General features: G+C 44.6%; 21 protein-coding genes and 1 pseudogene. 7 read left to right on the top strand and 15 right to left on the bottom strand.

Going from position 1 to position 16,881, the window contains the following annotated elements; all coding sequences use genetic code 11:
• Positions 1–9 precede the first annotated feature (9 nt).
• Entirely contained in the window at positions 10–306 is a 297-nt protein-coding gene (gene comN / locus MKX71_RS13750) for a post-transcriptional regulator ComN (protein WP_004398498.1), read from the bottom strand.
• A 115-nt stretch (positions 307–421) separates the two neighbouring features.
• Here comN and spoVB point away from each other — a divergent pair, with 115 nt between their 5' ends.
• Positions 422–1,978, top strand: coding sequence for a stage V sporulation protein B (gene spoVB / locus MKX71_RS13755; protein WP_014480435.1), 1,557 nt, complete (start codon positions 422–424; stop codon positions 1,976–1,978).
• A gap of 3 nt (positions 1,979–1,981) precedes the next feature.
• On the opposite strand, the gene MKX71_RS13760 is transcribed toward spoVB, so the two are convergent.
• Positions 1,982–2,638 (bottom strand): DUF421 domain-containing protein, encoded by a 657-nt coding sequence (locus MKX71_RS13760; RefSeq protein ID WP_160221714.1) that lies wholly within the window; start codon positions 2,636–2,638, stop codon positions 1,982–1,984.
• Positions 2,639–2,835: 197 nt separating this feature from the next.
• Between MKX71_RS13760 and MKX71_RS13765 the strand changes: the two genes are divergently transcribed.
• Positions 2,836–3,225, top strand: a complete 390-nt coding sequence (locus tag MKX71_RS13765; RefSeq protein WP_339232043.1) for a TIGR04086 family membrane protein — start codon at positions 2,836–2,838, stop codon at positions 3,223–3,225.
• A 56-nt stretch (positions 3,226–3,281) separates the two neighbouring features.
• Here the strand turns inward: MKX71_RS13765 and yajC are convergent, their stop codons facing one another.
• The 9 genes from yajC to iolG form a co-directional block, all read right to left on the bottom strand.
• Positions 3,282–3,548, bottom strand: coding sequence for a preprotein translocase subunit YajC (gene yajC / locus MKX71_RS13770; RefSeq protein ID WP_004398708.1), 267 nt, complete (start codon positions 3,546–3,548; stop codon positions 3,282–3,284).
• Positions 3,549–3,584: 36 nt separating this feature from the next.
• Complete coding sequence (tgt, locus tag MKX71_RS13775) at positions 3,585–4,730, bottom strand: tRNA guanosine(34) transglycosylase Tgt (protein ID WP_003229725.1); 1,146 nt, start codon at positions 4,728–4,730, stop codon at positions 3,585–3,587.
• Positions 4,731–4,756: 26 nt separating this feature from the next.
• On the bottom strand, positions 4,757–5,785 hold the full coding sequence (gene queA, locus MKX71_RS13780) for a tRNA preQ1(34) S-adenosylmethionine ribosyltransferase-isomerase QueA (RefSeq protein WP_003229723.1): 1,029 nt from the start codon (positions 5,783–5,785) through the stop codon (positions 4,757–4,759).
• Between the two features lie 29 nt (positions 5,786–5,814).
• A complete protein-coding gene (locus tag MKX71_RS13785; RefSeq protein WP_003222669.1) occupies positions 5,815–6,015 on the bottom strand; it encodes a DUF2905 domain-containing protein in 201 nt (66 codons plus the stop codon).
• Positions 6,008–7,012, bottom strand: a complete 1,005-nt coding sequence (ruvB, locus tag MKX71_RS13790) for a Holliday junction branch migration DNA helicase RuvB (RefSeq protein ID WP_268749767.1) — start codon at positions 7,010–7,012, stop codon at positions 6,008–6,010. The genes MKX71_RS13785 and ruvB overlap by 8 nt, the downstream gene beginning before the upstream one ends.
• A 10-nt stretch (positions 7,013–7,022) precedes the next feature.
• Complete coding sequence (gene ruvA, locus MKX71_RS13795) at positions 7,023–7,628, bottom strand: Holliday junction branch migration protein RuvA (protein WP_003229717.1); 606 nt, start codon at positions 7,626–7,628, stop codon at positions 7,023–7,025.
• Positions 7,629–7,766: 138 nt separating this feature from the next.
• A complete protein-coding gene (bofC, locus tag MKX71_RS13800; protein WP_003229715.1) occupies positions 7,767–8,279 on the bottom strand; it encodes a sporulation cell-cell signaling protein BofC in 513 nt (170 codons plus the stop codon).
• A gap of 47 nt (positions 8,280–8,326) precedes the next feature.
• Complete coding sequence (locus MKX71_RS13805; protein WP_003246197.1) at positions 8,327–9,634, bottom strand: MFS transporter; 1,308 nt, start codon at positions 9,632–9,634, stop codon at positions 8,327–8,329.
• A gap of 70 nt (positions 9,635–9,704) precedes the next feature.
• Positions 9,705–10,730 carry an inositol 2-dehydrogenase gene (gene iolG, locus MKX71_RS13810; RefSeq protein ID WP_339231223.1) on the bottom strand — a complete coding sequence of 342 codons (1,026 nt, stop codon included), beginning with the start codon at positions 10,728–10,730 and terminating at the stop codon, positions 9,705–9,707.
• A 237-nt stretch (positions 10,731–10,967) separates the two neighbouring features.
• On the opposite strand from iolG, the gene MKX71_RS13815 reads away from it, so the two are divergent.
• Positions 10,968–11,615 (top strand): phosphotransferase, encoded by a 648-nt coding sequence (locus MKX71_RS13815; protein ID WP_003222655.1) that lies wholly within the window; start codon positions 10,968–10,970, stop codon positions 11,613–11,615.
• Positions 11,616–11,660: 45 nt separating this feature from the next.
• Here MKX71_RS13815 and MKX71_RS13820 read toward each other — a convergent pair whose 3' ends face one another.
• Positions 11,661–11,783: a hypothetical protein gene (locus tag MKX71_RS13820; RefSeq protein WP_003229707.1), complete on the bottom strand. Its 123-nt coding sequence runs from the start codon at positions 11,781–11,783 to the stop codon at positions 11,661–11,663.
• Positions 11,784–11,867: 84 nt separating this feature from the next.
• Between MKX71_RS13820 and MKX71_RS13825 the strand changes: the two are divergent.
• The 4 genes and pseudogenes from MKX71_RS13825 to MKX71_RS13840 all read left to right on the top strand — a co-directional run.
• Positions 11,868–11,942 (top strand): annotated as a pseudogene (locus MKX71_RS13825) (hypothetical protein); the annotation flags it as partial.
• A 3-nt stretch (positions 11,943–11,945) separates the two neighbouring features.
• Positions 11,946–12,314, top strand: a complete 369-nt coding sequence (locus MKX71_RS13830; RefSeq protein ID WP_173614414.1) for a DUF5412 family protein — start codon at positions 11,946–11,948, stop codon at positions 12,312–12,314.
• 6 nt (positions 12,315–12,320) lie between these two features.
• Positions 12,321–12,461: a hypothetical protein gene (locus MKX71_RS13835; protein WP_029727127.1), complete on the top strand. Its 141-nt coding sequence runs from the start codon at positions 12,321–12,323 to the stop codon at positions 12,459–12,461.
• Between the two features lie 163 nt (positions 12,462–12,624).
• Positions 12,625–14,079 carry an alanine/glycine:cation symporter family protein gene (locus MKX71_RS13840; protein WP_339231224.1) on the top strand — a complete coding sequence of 485 codons (1,455 nt, stop codon included), beginning with the start codon at positions 12,625–12,627 and terminating at the stop codon, positions 14,077–14,079.
• A 40-nt stretch (positions 14,080–14,119) separates the two neighbouring features.
• Here MKX71_RS13840 and MKX71_RS13845 read toward each other — a convergent pair whose 3' ends face one another.
• From MKX71_RS13845 to safA, 3 genes are all read right to left on the bottom strand, one after another.
• On the bottom strand, positions 14,120–14,842 hold the full coding sequence (locus MKX71_RS13845) for a YebC/PmpR family DNA-binding transcriptional regulator (RefSeq protein WP_339232046.1): 723 nt from the start codon (positions 14,840–14,842) through the stop codon (positions 14,120–14,122).
• A gap of 102 nt (positions 14,843–14,944) precedes the next feature.
• The gene (gene sgpA, locus MKX71_RS13850; RefSeq protein ID WP_003245996.1) at positions 14,945–15,541 is read right to left on the bottom strand and encodes a spore germination protein SgpA; all 597 of its coding nucleotides are present in this window, start codon (positions 15,539–15,541) and stop codon (positions 14,945–14,947) included.
• A 146-nt stretch (positions 15,542–15,687) separates the two neighbouring features.
• Positions 15,688–16,851, bottom strand: coding sequence for a SafA/ExsA family spore coat assembly protein (gene safA / locus MKX71_RS13855; RefSeq protein WP_216999813.1), 1,164 nt, complete (start codon positions 16,849–16,851; stop codon positions 15,688–15,690).
• Between the last annotated feature and the right edge of the window lie 30 nt (positions 16,852–16,881).

Raw genomic sequence — 16,881 nt, forward strand, 5'->3', positions numbered from 1 at the left:
ATCAACCTGCTATCTCAGCAGTTCTTCCAATGCTTCCTGGCCCTCTTCACTGCCCAGCCAATTAGACGTTTTAAATGACTCAACGGTTGCATAGTTCATAAATTCGCCAATTTTCACTGATAAAATATCACTCGCCAGTTCATAAATGCTCAGTTCCGTTTTCTTTTTCCACTTCTTATCTGTTAAGTATGACCACAAACTTTCGAGTTCAACATCATCATACCCGAGAATCTTAAACTCTTCCAGTTTGCTGTAAAGAAACGGCCTGACGTGGTCTTTATATAGATCGGCTGGATGCTTCTCCACGAATTCCACGCTCCTTTTTTATTGTTTTTCAAGAAGACTTGTCATGCTTGGACGACATATACGCATATCTTTATTGTATATGATTCCAGGTAGTTTGAGAAGGCAGGGGGTAAAAATGGCGAAACAGACGTTTTTAAAGGGCACTCTTATCCTTATCGCAGCAGGAATGGTTACAAGAATGCTCGGGTTTGTCAACCGGGTGGTTATCGCCCGTTTTATCGGTGAAGAAGGAGTCGGGCTTTACATGATGGCGGCGCCTACCTTCTTCTTGGCCACTACATTAACTCAATTCGGTCTGCCGGTCGCGATCAGCAAGCTAGTCGCTGAAGCCAGTGCGCGCGGAGATCATCAAAAAACGAAAAATATTTTAGTCATGTCTCTGACCATCACGGGAGTGCTCAGCCTCATCTTTACACCGCTGTTTCTGTTTTTCGCCCCGGTTATGGCTGAAACGATGCTGACAGATAAGCGAACACTGTATCCGCTCTTGGCCATTACGCCGGTTGTGCCGATTATTGCTATATCGAGTGTGCTGAGGGGATACTTTCAAGGAAAACAGAATATGAACCCGCTTGCTATGTCACAAGTCCTTGAACAGGTTGTCCGCATTTCACTCGTGGCTGTCTGCACGACGATTTTTCTCCCTTACGGAATTGAATATGCAGCAGCGGGGGCAATGCTATCCTCAGTGGCAGGGGAACTGGCATCACTTCTTTATTTATTCGTTTGCTTTAAGTATAAAAAGACAATTAAAATCAGAAAACATTTTTTCCAGTCAATTAAAAACGGAAAACAAACCTTTACCCAATTAATGAGCGTGTCCCTTCCAACAACCGGGAGCCGCTTTATCGGAAACCTCTCTTGGTTTTTCGAGCCAATCGTCGTCGCTCAAAGCCTTGCCATCGCCGGTGTGGCAACAGTTGCCGCAACAAAGCAATACGGGGAACTGACCGGCTTTGCCATGACGCTGCTGACTCTGCCCAGCTTTATTACATATTCTTTGTCGACCGCGCTTGTTCCTGCGATCAGTGAAGGAATGGAGCAGAAAAAATTGCAGGTGGTGGAATACCGCTTGGAACAGGCGATGCGTCTCTGTCTGCTCAGCGGAGGCATTTCAGTTGTTATTTTATTTGTATTTGCGGATGAGCTGATGAGAGTGATGTACGGTTCTTCAGGCGCAGCTGTATTTATAAAAGTGATGGCCCCGTTTTTTCTGCTTTATTATTTTCAAGGCCCGCTTCAAGCTGTTCTGCAGGCGCTTAATTTGGCAGGAGCTGCGATGATGAACAGCTTAATCGGAGCGCTAGTCAAAACAGGCCTTATTTTTGTCCTTGCCACAAGGCCTTCTCTTGGCATTATGGGCGCGGCATTAGCCATTGTGACAGGCATGGTGCTCGTCACGCTATTGCACGCAGCAACCGTAAGCAAAGTGCTGCCGATCAGCATCAAAATCAAGGAGTACGCGCTCAGCTTCGCTGTTATTGTAATTTGCGGATTCATCAGCTCCGCCATCAAACATTATATAAGCTTTGGAGCATCTGAGGCTGTCAATCTAGCCGGATGGATTGCAGTGAGCGCCGCCATTTATATGATCCTCCTGCTCGTTTTCCGTTTAATTAAAAAAGATGAGCTTCGCCGCATTCCCATTATCGGACGTCTGATCATCCGATAATAGTCACGTGCGGTACCCATCTTTTTCGTCAATAAATAATTCTCCGTCTGTAAACGAGCAAAATGAAATATCTGAAGGGTTTGTGTATCCGTGTTTTTGCAAACTTTCAAGCAGCCATTTTCTATCTTTACTGATTCTGGACAGGTTTTCTGTTTGAATGAAGCCGTCTATAATGAGCGGCATTTCGAGCTGCCGATGCTCTCCGCTGTTTTCTTTCTTAACAATAGTCAGTTTGCCCGACGGCTCTAAAATAGCAAATGATACGTCAGCTACTCTGTCGATGCTATTTTCTCTGAGCTGAACCATTAAATCATCAAAATTATAACGCTGTGATTTCATGGCTTCTTCGTCAATTTTTCCATATTTGATAATTATGGTCGGCTTACCGTCAAGAAGCTGGCGGACTTTTCGGTTTTTTAAAGAAAAGTATGCCAAAGTCACTTGAATGATCATTAATACAAGCATTGGCAAAATGGTATGAAATAGATGATCGTCTACGTTTTCTATGGCTAAAACGGCAATTTCAGCCATCATGATAAAGACAACGAGATCTAAAATACTAAGCTCTCCGATCTCCCGTTTGCCCATGAAACGAAAAATGACCAATATCACAAAATACAATACGACTGTGCGAAACGCAATAGTGAGAAGCTCTTCCATTATGCACCTCCAACTCATTATAGGTTGCAACAAAATGATCAATTTATGTAAGAAAAACCGATTGCATTTCACAAAGCTTTTACGTCTAATTCATGGGATAAGGGAATACATTTTTACAAAGACGAGCCATCAGCATGTCTGACGGTTTTGAACAAAAAGAACAGAAGCCTTTTAATACAGGCAGAGAGGAGACAATCATGGAGGAAACGAAACAAGTTGGAAAAGGCATTCTTTACGGCTTAATCGCCATATTTTCAGCCATGCTCCTGACAAGTTTGGCCGTTTCACTTTTATTGACCGCAACCTCGCTGGAAGAATCATCATTTAACTGGCTGATCACAGCTACCTCATTTCTCTCTTTATTTATCGGCGGGTTCATTTCAGGCGGGAAAGGCAAGGAAAGAGGCTGGATGATTGGAGCATTGACTGCCATAAGTTTTTCTCTGATTATCTTATTGTTTCAGTATTTAGGATTCGGAAAGACATTTACAGCAGAACAGCTGATCTTCCATCTGGGATTTTTAGGGGTGTGCATGCTGGGCGGAATTTTCGGCGTGAACATGAGGGGAAACAGGTCTTCCACATAAAAAAGAGCGGGCTCACTTGCCCGCTCTTTTTTGTTTGCTATGTATAGCTCCTGCTGTTATTCAGCAGCAGAAACTTCTCTGATCGCGCGGCGGTCGAACGTAAGACGTGTGTTATCACCAGTCTTAATTACGACTTTGCTTTCGTCGATAGAGTCAACAGTACCGTGCAATCCCCCGATTGTCACTACTGAATCGCCTTTTTTCAGTTCCTCTTGCATTTGGCGTACAGCCTTTTGCTGCTTTTGCTGAGGACGAATCAGCAAGAAGTAAAGGACCGCAAACATTAAAATAATAGGAACCAATGTACCTAAAGTGCCAGTCATCATTTTCACCCCTTTCTGTAAGCCTGTTATGTTTATTTAGAAGCTTTTCGCATTTGGCTTGTTATAGCCGTAACGCTCAAAGAACTCTTCTCTGAAATCACCCAGACGATCCTCGCGAATAGCCTGTCTTACCTGCTCCATTAAGTGTAACAGAAAATGAAGGTTATGGTAAGTTGTTAATCGAAGGCCGAATGTTTCATTGCAGCGAATCAAGTGCCTAATGTACGCGCGAGTGTAGTTTTTACATGTATAGCAATCACACTCTTCATCAATCGGACGGAAGTCTCTTTCAAATTTCGCATTTTTCATATTGAGTCGTCCTTCAGCAGTAAACACTGTGCCGTTTCTTGCAATCCGTGTAGGCAGCACACAGTCAAACATATCGACCCCGCGGATCGCTCCGTCGATCAGTGCGTCCGGAGAACCTACTCCCATCAGATATCTCGGTTTATCCTTCGGCAAGAGCGGTGTTGTGAATTCGAGTACACGGTTCATGACATCCTTCGGTTCACCTACAGACAATCCGCCTATAGCATATCCCGGAAAATCAAGCGAAATCAAGTCCTTCGCACTTTGTGTCCGCAGATCTTCATATTCTCCGCCTTGTACAATACCAAACAGCCCTTGTTCATCCTGACGATTGTGGGCATTCAGGCAGCGTTCCGCCCAGCGGCTTGTCCGTTCAACTGACCTCTTCATGTAGTCGTACTCCGCCGGGTATGGCGGGCATTCATCAAACGCCATCATAATATCAGAGCCGAGTGCGTTTTGGATCTCCATCGCTTTTTCCGGAGATAAAAACAGCTTGTCTCCATTTAGATGATTGCGGAAATGGACACCCTCTTCCTCTATATTACGAAACTTGCTTAAAGAAAAGACCTGAAAACCGCCTGAATCTGTTAAAATTGCGCGGTCCCAGTTCATAAATTTATGGAGCCCGCCCGCTTCTTTGACAATGTCTTGGCCCGGACGAAGCCATAGATGATAAGTGTTGCTCAAAATGATGCCTGCATCCATTGCTTTCAGCTCTTCAGGCGACATTGTTTTGACTGTCGCCAGTGTGCCGACCGGCATAAAAACCGGCGTTTCGAAGGAGCCGTGAGGCGTATGCACTTTGCCCAGCCGCGCTCCTGTTTGTTTGCATTCTTTTATAAATTCATAGCGTATTGGTTGTTCAGCCACTTTTGATGAGGCCTCCTGTTCTCAAATTATATAATCAGCATCGCGTCTCCGAAGCTGAAGAAACGGTATTCCTCTTCCACTGCATGGTTATAGGCACGCAGAATGTTTTCTCTTCCAGCAAGCGCGCTGACCAGCATAATCAATGACGATTTCGGCAAATGGAAGTTTGTAATCATTCCGTCAATGGCTTTAAATTCATAGCCCGGATAAATAAAAATAGATGTCCAGCCGCTTGATGCTTTAAATTGCCCGTCATGTTCCCCGGCAATCGTCTCAAGCGTGCGTGTCGAGGTCGTGCCGACAGAAATGATCCGACCGCCATTTTCTCTTACTTTGTTTAAGGCTGCAGCCGTTTCTTCTGACATTTGATAAAACTCTGCATGCATATTATGCTCTTCCACTTCATCGGCACTCACAGGGCGAAACGTTCCAAGGCCTACGTGCAGTGTGATGAACTCAATTTGCACGCCTTTGTCTTTCAGCTGCTGTAAGATTTCTTCCGTGAAGTGAAGGCCAGCTGTAGGCGCAGCAGCAGAGCCGATTTCTTTTGAATACACTGTCTGGTAGCGCTCTTTGTCATCAAGCTGTTCTTTGATATATGGAGGGAGCGGCATCTCTCCAAGGGATTCAAGCACCTCGTAGAAAATACCGTCATATTGAAATTCCATCTTTCTGCCGCCGTGCTCAAGCTCTTCCGTGCAGATTGCCTTCAATCTTCCGTCTCCAAATGTGACAACAGTTCCTTTTTTCACCCGTTTCGCCGGTTTGGCAAGTGTTTCCCATTTATCACCGGTTTCCTGTTTCAACAAAAGAAGTTCCACTTTCGCGCCGGTATCCTCTTTTGTGCCGAATAACCGCGCAGGCAGTACCCGGGTATTGTTCAGGACTAGACAATCGCCTTCGTTAAAGAAGCTGATAATGTGTTTAAACGAGCTGTCAGTAAGCTCTCCTGTATGTTTATCGAGCACCATCAGCCTTGAAGCATCACGCTGCTCCAACGGTACTTGTGCAATTAAACGTTCTGGTAGTTCAAAATCAAATAAATCGACTTTCATGATGATTTCACCTTTATTCTAGTCTTTTGTTATTTCATTCTGCCAAAAAGATTAAGCAAAATTGATAATACCACACTTATAATAATACAAGTGACAACCGGGAAGAAAAACGTAACATTTCCTTTTTTTACAAAAATATCTCCCGGCATCTTGCCGACAAAATGCAAAACTGCTCCGATAATAAGCAAAACAGCACCAAGAATCATAATGATCTTAGGAAATTCAGTCATATCGGGGAGCCTCCATATGGAAATGATGATAAACGGCCGGTGTCACGATCCTTCCACGCGGCGTTCTTTGTATAAATCCAATTTGCAGCAGATATGGTTCATATACGTCTTCAATCGTATGCGATTCCTCGCCGATGGTAGCTGAAATCGTATCAAGGCCTACTGGGCCGCCGTTGAATTTTTCGATCATGCCCATCAGCAGCTTATGATCAATATGATCCAAACCGAGACGGTCAACCTGAAGCCGCTCCAGCGCATTCTGAGAAATGTCTTCCGTAATCCTGCTGTCACCCAGCACTTGGGCGAAATCGCGCACCCTTCTCAGCAGGCGGTTCGCCACGCGGGGCGTCCCTCTCGATCTTCTTGCAATTTCAAGAGCCGACGGTTTATCAATCTCAACCTCGAATACATCAGCGGTTCTTGTGACAATATCCGCCAGTTCTTCTTGTGTATAGTACTCAAGGCGAGACATGACGCCGAATCTGTCTCTTAAAGGAGCCGTCAAAAGCCCCACCCTCGTCGTGGCTCCCACCAGCGTAAAAGGCGGAAGGTCGAGCCGAACCGAGCGGGCAGATGGGCCTTTGCCAATCACAATGTCCAGGCAAAAGTCTTCCATTGCAGGATAAAGCACCTCTTCGATCGATCTGTGCAGCCTATGTATTTCATCAATAAATAATACATCTCCCGGTTCCAGCGCCGTTAATATAGCAGCCAAATCACCAGGCCTTTCAATCGCAGGCCCTGATGTCGTCCGCAATTCCACTCCCATTTCATTAGCAACAATCGAAGCAAGCGTTGTTTTTCCGAGTCCGGGCGGCCCGTACAGAAGAACATGATCCAGCGTCTCCTGTCTCATTTTCGCCGCATCTATAAACACGCGCAAATTTTCTTTTACCTTATGCTGCCCGATATACTGTGCCAGATTTTGCGGCCTCAGGCTTTGCTCTATCACTGATTCATGGTTGTCTGCTTCACTTGAGACGAGCCGTTCATCCATGAACATCACCTTACTTTAATAGTTTTTGTAATGCTTTTTTCACATATTGGTCTGTTGTCAGCCCAATTTCTTCTTTAAGGTGAGGAAGCACCTTTTTGATTTCTTTTTCAGCATATCCGAGAACCCTGAGGGCTTCAAGTGCTTCTTCAAGAGCCGTTTCCGCTGTTTGCTTTTCAAGCCTTTCTTCATGATTAAACAGATTTTCAATCATTTCAGGCACAACATCTGCCAGCTTTCCTTTTAAATCTAGAATAATCTGGCGTGCGGTTTTCTTTCCTACTCCAGGAAACTTGACCAAAAAAGCTTCATCCTCATTTTCAATTGCTTGGATGACCGCTCCGGGATCACCCGAGCCCAAGATGGCAAGTGCTCCTTTCGGGCCAATTCCGGTCACGTTTAACAGCTTTGTAAAGAGCGCCTTCTCCTCTCTTGTTGAAAAACCGTAAAGCGAAAAAGCATCCTCTCTGATATGATGGTATGTAAAAATCGTTTCCTGGCTTCTCTCCTTATATATAAACGGATTCGGCGTGAAAATCTGATAGCCGATGCCGCCGTTCTCTATGACAATATATTGGGGAGATACATAATCAATCGTCCCTTTAACAAATTCAATCACGCAAATTCACCTCTTTGACTGTTCTTCATTGTACCATAAAAACAGCCAAAGTCTTATAGAAAAGTTAACATATGTTCGCTTCTCTCTCATTCTTTCACGAAAAAAAAGACATGAATACATGTCTTCAATCAGCGGACGTTACCCGCTGTATGTCTTCATATGTTCGATGACATCCTCAAACTCCGCTTTTGTCCGAAATGGAATGCCTTTCAGCAGATTTTTTTGCATATGGCTTTCCAGCCTTTCTAAATCAATTTGAAAAAAAGACTGAATTGGTTCGGAAGCTGGCTCAGGCCGCCCATGAAAAGTGGAAATCACTCCATTATCCGATACACCGATATACCCGTTGACTTTGCTGAGCGGAGATATATCGTCCATTTGCTTCCGGAAGAGCACATATCCCTTTTTTTGTTCCACAAGCGTCCACCCGGCATAAGCTGCCCAAAAATCATCCATAGAAAACACTTTTTCATGCTTATGCTCAATGCTGACATCGCCGTCCAAATACACCTTTTCAAGCTGCACATGCACCTGCAGCGGCTCATAGTGCTCCACTTCCGCGCCAAGTGCGCGGGAAGGAGCTCCTATTAAAAATACTGCCGCTGAGCAAAGAATGCCCAGCAAAAGATACGCCGTGCTGAATCGTTTCACCCTCTACACCTCTTTGCACACGTTTATGATTAGTTTGACCAAAGAGGCTACTGCTTAACCGTTTTATCAAAATTTGTCTGCACATTTTCCCTGACAAACCGTTCCTCCGTATACACATCTGTGCTTTGCTCAGAAATTGTCAAGAATCGCGTCAGAAAGGCACTGAAAAAATACAATGCCGCAAAGATCCAAATCACGCCGCCTGCACCGAGCGGCCCAATGAAAAGACTCACGATGCCCGGCGCGATAAACGCACATAAACCAGATCCCAAATTCAACACTGACATGGCAGCACCTTTATTATCAGGTGCAAGCGTAGGCAAAAGCGCGCTTAATGGGACGTATCCTGCTAAAGCCGCGCCGTAGCAGCAGGCGATAATCATGAGCACCCAATACTGATGCCCGATCAGCTGAGGCGTGTAATACAGCGCCAGCGTAAAAATACCGCATCCGACACCGCCAAACCACATGACCGTATTGCGCCAGCCAAGTTTATCTCCGACTGCACCGAAAATGATATTAAACACAATATTCACAAAAAACAGCGTCCCCCATATTTGCAGCCATTCCGAAACCGAATACCCGTATCGTGCTAAATAAGTAGGAAGAAAGATGGCAAATCCAAATTGTCCTATCGCATTAATCGTCTTGACCACTCCGCCGATGCCTACCTTAGGGTTTTCAAACATAATCGTAAATGCCTTCGACAGTTCTTTCCATTTCGGCTGATCTTGTTTTTGTATCGGAGTAAATTTATCTTTGTTAAAAAATAAGGCAAGAATTCCGCCTGCCGCCACAAACAGTAAAGCGCTCCAAAGCGTATTGATTTCTCCAAAGGCCGGAACTGCATAGCTGGAATAGAACGGGCCGAGCACGTTAAGGCCGCACGTAAACATAAACCAAAACCAGCCGACGGCTTTGCCAAGAATATTTTGAGAGGTGCTGTATGACACCCATACGAGAAAAGAGTATGCAAACAGCGGATATCCCAAGCCTCTAAGAGCATAGCTGCCCAAGAGAGCCGGATAATACATATGAGGAATCGCCCAGCCGATAAAAGCGGCCGAACCGAGGATAAATGCAAGCAATCCGACAGTCATCGTTTTTCTCGGCCCCCAAGTTTGGACAAACGTTCCTGAAAGCCAAGCTGAGATGGTGACAGCAATGCCGTACATGGTAAATAACGATGCGGATTGCTGCATACTGAGACCATGATCAACGAGAAAAGGAGACAGCCAGCCTTGTTCGAGGCCGTCTCCAACCATAAAGATGACAACGCCAATATAACCCCAAACCATGTGAGAAGGAATTCCGATTTTGTTCAAAACATTTCCTTTAGCATGTACTGTATTCATTTTCTCCACCGCCTACTTAAAGTATCAATGGAGTATATACCCAAGCTTGCTGAATTGTAATCCTGTTAGATTAAAAAGCGATTTTTTCAGTGTGCTCAATGCTGACAGGCATGCCAAAAGCAAGCGATTGGTGTGCTGCTCTGGCGATCCTTCCGGCCTGTAAACCGTCATTGCCGGTGCAGGGAGTCTCCTGGTTTGTGCCGATCGCTTCTGCAAAACGGAGAATCTCCTCCTCATATGAATCCTTATAGCGTTCAAGGAAAAAGAAATGCGGTTTATCCTTCATCACAAAATCAGCTGTTGACACCTCAACCGTTGTCGGCCTGCTATTGTCAGCCGCTGCAGAGCCTTTCGTCCCGAAAACCTCAACCCGCTGGTCATATCCGTACACAGCTTGGCGGCTGTTATCAATCACAGCCATAGCACCGTTTTCAAAAGTCAGTGTAATAACAGCTGTATCAATATCACCCAGCTCCGCAAAAGAAGGATTCACCAAAGCTGCCCCTTTGGCATACACTTCCGTCACTTCGCTTCCCATAATATATCTGGCCATATCAAAATCATGGATCGACATATCCATAAACAATCCGCCTGACGTACGGACATAATCTATATTCGGGGGTTCTGGGTCCCGGGACGTGATTTTTAATAAATGAGGTGTACCGATTTCACCATTTTCAACAATCGTTTTGATTTTCTTAAAATGAGGATCAAAGCGGCGGTTAAATCCGACTTGAAGTGTTACACCGTGTTTCCGGACAGCCGCAAGCGCTTCACTCGTTTCGTCCAGAGAGAAACTAACGGGCTTCTCACAAAATATATGCTTTTTCGCCTCGGCTGCTTCTTTGATCATCTGTGCATGTACGGCTGTAGGAGAGCAAATAAAAATAGCATCAATATCAGGATCATGTAATAAATCACGATAATCAGAGGTTATGTATTCAATCTGATGACTGTCGGCCCAGCTTTTTATACGGCTTGCCTGAATGTCAGAGACTGCTTTTATTTTCATGTGAGGAATCCGGCTTATATTTTGAACATGAAGTTTGCCGATGCGGCCTGCACCGATAATCCCTGTCACAATCTGTTTTGTCATGGCTTCTTCCCCCTTGATCATTCACGAAAGCGCTTTATTTAAAATTAATACTATCCCATTTGTAAGCGCTTTTCAAGAATGGAAATTAAACGTTCTATGTCTCTTTTATCACAATTCATGCTTATAAGTAGCCTTCTTCTTCAAGACCAGATACACTAGAATTAGGCTCTTTTTCCTGAACAGTTTATGATTTTCCTATAAACAGCTGCATAAAATAGAGCAAAGAAGGTGAATGAAATGCTGACAAAAGCAGAGGCACTGGCCCATTCCGTCATATACCGCAAGAACAGCAGATTTGATAAAGTCAAAGAGAAATCCGAGGAATTAACACTAATCGGCAAGGGAAGAAGCGCCTATGTATTTGCCTTAACAGAAGGCGATCGAAAAATGGCGCTGAAAGTATTTTTTCCGGAATATCAAGCGACAGCAGTCAAAGAAGCAGCGATCTATGAAAAATTAGCCGGGTCCGCATTCTATCCTGACATTTACGAAACTGGCGATTCATTTATTCTCATGGAATATATTAAAGGTGAAACCTTTTATAACTGTCTGAAGAAAGGCATTGCGATCAGTGATGACATGATTCAGCAGGTTGAAGAAGCACTTTCTGACGCCCGGGCTGCCGGCCTGAACCCGTCAGATATCCATTTGCGGAATCTGATATTGACAGAAACCGGGGCGGTGCGGGTGATTGATGTTGCGAGATTTGAGCAGACAAAAACATGCACGCAGTGGGACGACTTAAAATCCGCATATCATGCACTCTACAAAAAACCGATATTCCCCAAAAAGATTCCGGGTTTTTGGCTGGAGATCATCGCATTTTTATATAAGAAAGATTGGTTTCAAAAGCATTTCGCACAGCGGAAAAGAAAATATTCTTAAATCAAAAAGGCAGCCGCACAAGCGGCTGCCTTTATCATGTATTTTTTACTTTCTGACGGCAGAAATCAGTTTCATTTGTTCAGGCGACAGCTTAATTCGATAGCCTCTCACAGTTAAGTAGACCGCTTCTGGGTCCTTCTCGCCGGAATGACAATACGTTTTTTCCATTTCTGTCTCCCCTCACCCTTTATTGGCTTTATTTCATCTTATCATTGCTTTATTAAGGTAATTTTAAAGAAATGTAAAGATCATATGAATCCGATATATAGTAAAATGAGAGAAAAAAAGGGAGAGAGTCACATTAAGACACGCAGCAACATCCCGCTTATTATGTTTGCCCTGCTGGTCTTCTTCGGCGGCGCCATCTATTGGATGTTATTTTCACTAAAAAACGTTCCGAAAGGCAATCTCGTCCAATCGGTTGAATCGCCGGACGGCAGCTATACGTTAAACACTTATGTATCCGAAAACACCTTGAGCTTAGATGCAGCCAGAGGTGAACTTGTAAATGAAAAAACACTTGTCAAGAGAACAATCTACTGGAATTACCCGGACAGCCGCCCAGCAGTGACGTGGATCAATCACAATACAGTGAAAATCGGCAATCAGACTTTACATCTTGATACTGGTGAAACGTATGATTGGCGAAAAGATGATCATTGGATCCGTGAAGAACCGCCGCAGGCGTCAGTGAGGTGATGAAACATGAATAAGATGAACGGAACAAATGATGACAAGCATTTCAATCATTTTGTGATTGCTTTATCCTTTATATACGGTTTGACTGAACTAGGCTATTTGTTGCTGAAGGATTTTATAACAATTGCCATAAGTTTGCCTCTGTAGAAAAACGCAGCGTAGTCGATACGCCGCGTTTTTTCTTTTTCCCTTCCTCTTCTTATTGATAATTACAGGTCATATAATGTGACAAATCGATTGTAGAAATAGTTCGATTAGACCAAAATCCTTTTTATACATGTATTCGAATTTGAAGTGAGGGGGAAGCTTGATGGCAGATTTTGTTGCTAGTTTGAATGCGGTCTTATGGAGTACGCCCGTCATTTATATTTTATTGGGAATTGGATTCGCCTTTTCAATTATGACCCGTTTTTTACAAGTCCGACATTTAAAAGAAATGATTGTTCAGATGTTCAAAGGCAAGAGCTCTGAAGCCGGCGTTTCATCTTTCCAAGCGTTATCGATTGCGCTGTCCGGCCGTGTGGGCACAGGAAACATCGCGGGAGTGGCGACAGCAATTGCATTCGGCGGACCCGGTGCAGTGTTCTGGATGTGGGTGATTGCCTTTATCGGGGCGGCGAGTGCCTTTGTAGAATCAACGCTTGCTCAAATTTACAAAGTGAAACAAGACGGTCAATATCGGGGCGGCCCTGCTTATTATATAGAAAAAGGCTTAGGCATTAAGTGGTTTGCCGTCTTATTTGCCGCTGCTGCCCTTATTGCAATGGCCTTTCTAATGCCGGGCGTACAGTCCAACTCCATTGCGGCTGGGATCCAAAATGCATTCGGCATCTCTCCTTTCGTCACAGGGTGTGGTCTGGTTTTATTATTAGGGTTCATTATTTTTGGCGGCGTCAAACGAATTGCCAATGCGGCGCAAATGATTGTTCCATTTATGGCCATTGGATATATCCTGCTGTCTTTGATTATTATTGTCATGAATGTGTCTGAATTGCCTGCTGTGATCTCATTAATATTCAAAAGCGCCTTTGCATTGGATTCCGCTTTTGGCGGCTTGATCGGCATGGCGATTTCCTGGGGCGTTAAACGTGGCATTTACTCAAACGAAGCCGGCCAGGGAACAGGCCCGCATCCGGCAGCCGCTGCAGAGGTTTCTCATCCGGTCAAGCAGGGACTGGTTCAGGCATTTTCTGTTTATATTGACACCTTGTTTGTATGTTCCGCTACAGCTTTCATGATCTTGTTTACCGGCATGTACAATACCCAGGCTGCAGATGGTTCCTTTATCGTTCACCAGCTTAAAGGCGTAGAAGCAGGACCTGGTTTCACACAAGCGGCAATTGACAGTGTTCTTCCCGGATTCGGTGCAGGCTTTGTTGCCATCGCTTTATTCTTCTTCGCTTTTACAACAATTATGGCGTATTACTACATCGCAGAAACAAATATCGCCTATTTAGCACGAGGCAGAGAAAGCAAATGGGCGATGCTTGGCTTAAAACTGATTATTTTAGCCGCCACGTTCTATGGTACTGTGAAAACAGCTTCACTTGCTTGGGCATTAGGGGATGCAGGGCTTGGCATTATGGTATGGCTGAACGTCATTGCCATTGTGCTGCTTGCCAAGCCGGCGCTCCTTGCTTTAAAGGATTATGAGCGCCAAAAGAAGCAGGGCTTAGACCCGGTCTTTGATCCAAAAGCGCTGGGTATCAAAAACGCTGATTTCTGGGAGAAAGAATACACTCATGAAAGTGAACGTGTCTCCTGAACATACTAAAACCGGCCCGATTTGACATCGTGCCGGTTTTTTATGAGCGATAGTTTGTATACACTTCTTGAACATCATCGTCATCTTCAAGGACGTCTATTAATGTTTCCAGCTTCTCAACAGCCTGATCATCGGCTTCTGCATAGGTATTGGGAAGCATGGTCACCTCCGCCGAAGTAATTAGATATTTCGATTCGAGGGCTGTTTTCACCTCTTCAAAACGCTCAGGCTCTGTGAAAACCTCATATAGGTTTTCTTCAATTCGCAGCTCTTCTCCTCCTGCTTCAAGCACATCAAGCATGAGCTCATCTTCTTCTATTTGCCGTTCAGTACGGTCTATCGTAATGAACCCCTTTCGTTCAAATAAAAAGGCTACACATCCGCTTTCTCCCAGACTTCCGCCATTTTTATTAAAGGCTGTCCGCACATTTGACGCCGTTCGGTTTTTATTATCTGTTACGCATTCAACCATGACGGCAATCCCTGAAGGGCCGTAGCCTTCATAGGTGATTTCTTCATAGCTGCTTCCGTCTTGGCCTCCCGCAGCTTTTTTAATGGCCCGATCTATATTTTCATTCGGCATATTGGCGCCTTTTGCTTTTTCGATGACAAGACGCAATGCTGAATTTGCTTCTGGATCCGCTCCGCCTTCTTTCGCTGCCACATAGATTTCTTTTGCCAGCTTCATAAATATTTTCCCGCGCTTTGCATCCTGTGCATTTTTTCTTTTTTGAATGTTTTTCCACTTGGAATGGCCTGCCATGTTTTCACCTTCTTTTACATTTTCTATGTACACTTTAATGGGGATTGTTCGCTGATGCAAAGAAAAAGGCTGCCGAATATCACTTCCGGCAGCCCTTCCTTCCTAGCGGTTGTTCATTTTATGAAGTTTTCTGAACAGCCCTTTATCTGTTGATACCTGGACGTCACGGCCATTTGCATAGTTGCGCGCTGCTTTTACGACATTATCTCTGTCAGACTTTGTGAACTCTCTGTGGCTTTTGACTGCGATAACTACTCGGTCATCCGATACCATAACTTGTGTGTCATTGACGTTTTTCACTTGTTTCACACGGTTGGCAATTTTTGCAGCCAGTCTTCTGTTTTCTTGGTTGTCATACCCGTTGTTCGCTGCATTCCGATTCATGTTTCGGTTATTCGTGTTGTTATATGTTCCGTCAGTTGCCAAAGGAACACGATCGTCAGCAGTAACACGGTCACGGTTATTTACATTCGTGGTGTTTCGGTTACCGTCGTTCTGATCCTCCATTAATTCAGAAACAGGACCATCGTGGTCGATTCCGTCTCCCTGTCTATCGGCGTCATTTTCATTTGTATAATATCCGATTGGACGGGTATTGCCGTTATTGCGCGTATCATTCATAGCATTATCGTTTGCTCCGCATGCTGTTAAGCCGGCTGTCATTAGAATCAAGCTAGCGATCGTCATTTTTTTACCCAATGGAAAAACCCCCCGTGGACGAATTGAGCATGTTTGCTCGCTTTTATCATGTGCGTATGGGGGCATATTAAGCGTGTCAGTTCTCTCCATTTGGCAGTGATCTGCTTGAAAACAAAAAAAGGAACGATTTACATCGTTCCGAACGATCACTCATTTTCTTCTTCCGGCCGGCCAAACATTTGGTTTACAGAAGGCTGATTCGTCATTGGCATAGAAACTCCTGCCGAATATGGGTTTGGATTTGGGTTAGCTGTGCCATATGGCATATTAGGGCTTCCATAAGCTCCCATTCCCGAATGGCCAGTTGCAGAGAAATATGGCTGATGATCACCGTCACAGCCGCAGTCGTCATGATCTTTGTATGGCATGTAACCATGAGCCGCAGCAGGCTGGTATGCTCCCATTACTTGGGGAGTGCCGTAATAAGGGCCATACGGCATATGTCCATACGGAGATCCATAAGCCGGAGATGCGTATTGCGGCGCACCGTATGAACCGTAATGTCCGTGATGACTGTTTTCATGATGCTGGTTTTCATAACCCGGGTCATACTGAGGCGATACAAAGCCTGGCTGGTATCCATGCATCGGATGCATTGGAAAAGCCTGTGCCGGATAGTACGGATAGCATAATCCTGATCCTGGAAGAATTGGCGAAACAGGCACCGGACACGGTACGAAATGAGCCGGATAATGATAATAAGGCTGAACAGCCGGCATCGGCATATTCGGAACTGTGTGATGAACGTTTTCCTCTTCTATACCGCCTACCTCTGGCGCCTTTGGCATATTAGGCATATTCGGATAATTTGCATTTTCCATATTACTCATAGCCTCCTGTTGTGGAAATTGGTCTTGCATATGATACATATGATCCATATTTCCGTCATGATGTTTTTTCGGCTCCTCCGGTTTAGGAGGCGACCAAGGCTGGAAAAGCTGTTTCATATCATAATAATCGTTCACATCAGCTTCAGGGTACACATTTTCCTGCAAATTAGGCATCGGCGGGACATACGGCATGGACTTCTTTTCTTTCGGCTTTGTGTCTTCTACATCGACAACGGATTTAGGCTTCTCTTTCGCATATGGATGTTCTTGCTTCACACTCCCGGCCGCAGGACTTTTGCCCGCTTTTGGCTCTTTTCTGACCGGGACTCCTTCTGACGGCACTTTTATTTTCATTCCAGGCATGATTAAGTCTGGATTGCTAAGCTGTGTATTGAGTTTTTTCACTTCCTCAACATCGACTCCGTACTTTTCAGCTATTTTCCAGAGCGAATCGCCTTTTTGAACGATATGGATTTTCAACGTTTTCCCCTCCTATGCAAAACGTGAACA

The sequence above is a fragment of the Bacillus sp. FSL M8-0071 genome, from assembly GCF_037975455.1.
Lineage (GTDB): Bacteria > Bacillota > Bacilli > Bacillales > Bacillaceae > Bacillus > Bacillus subtilis.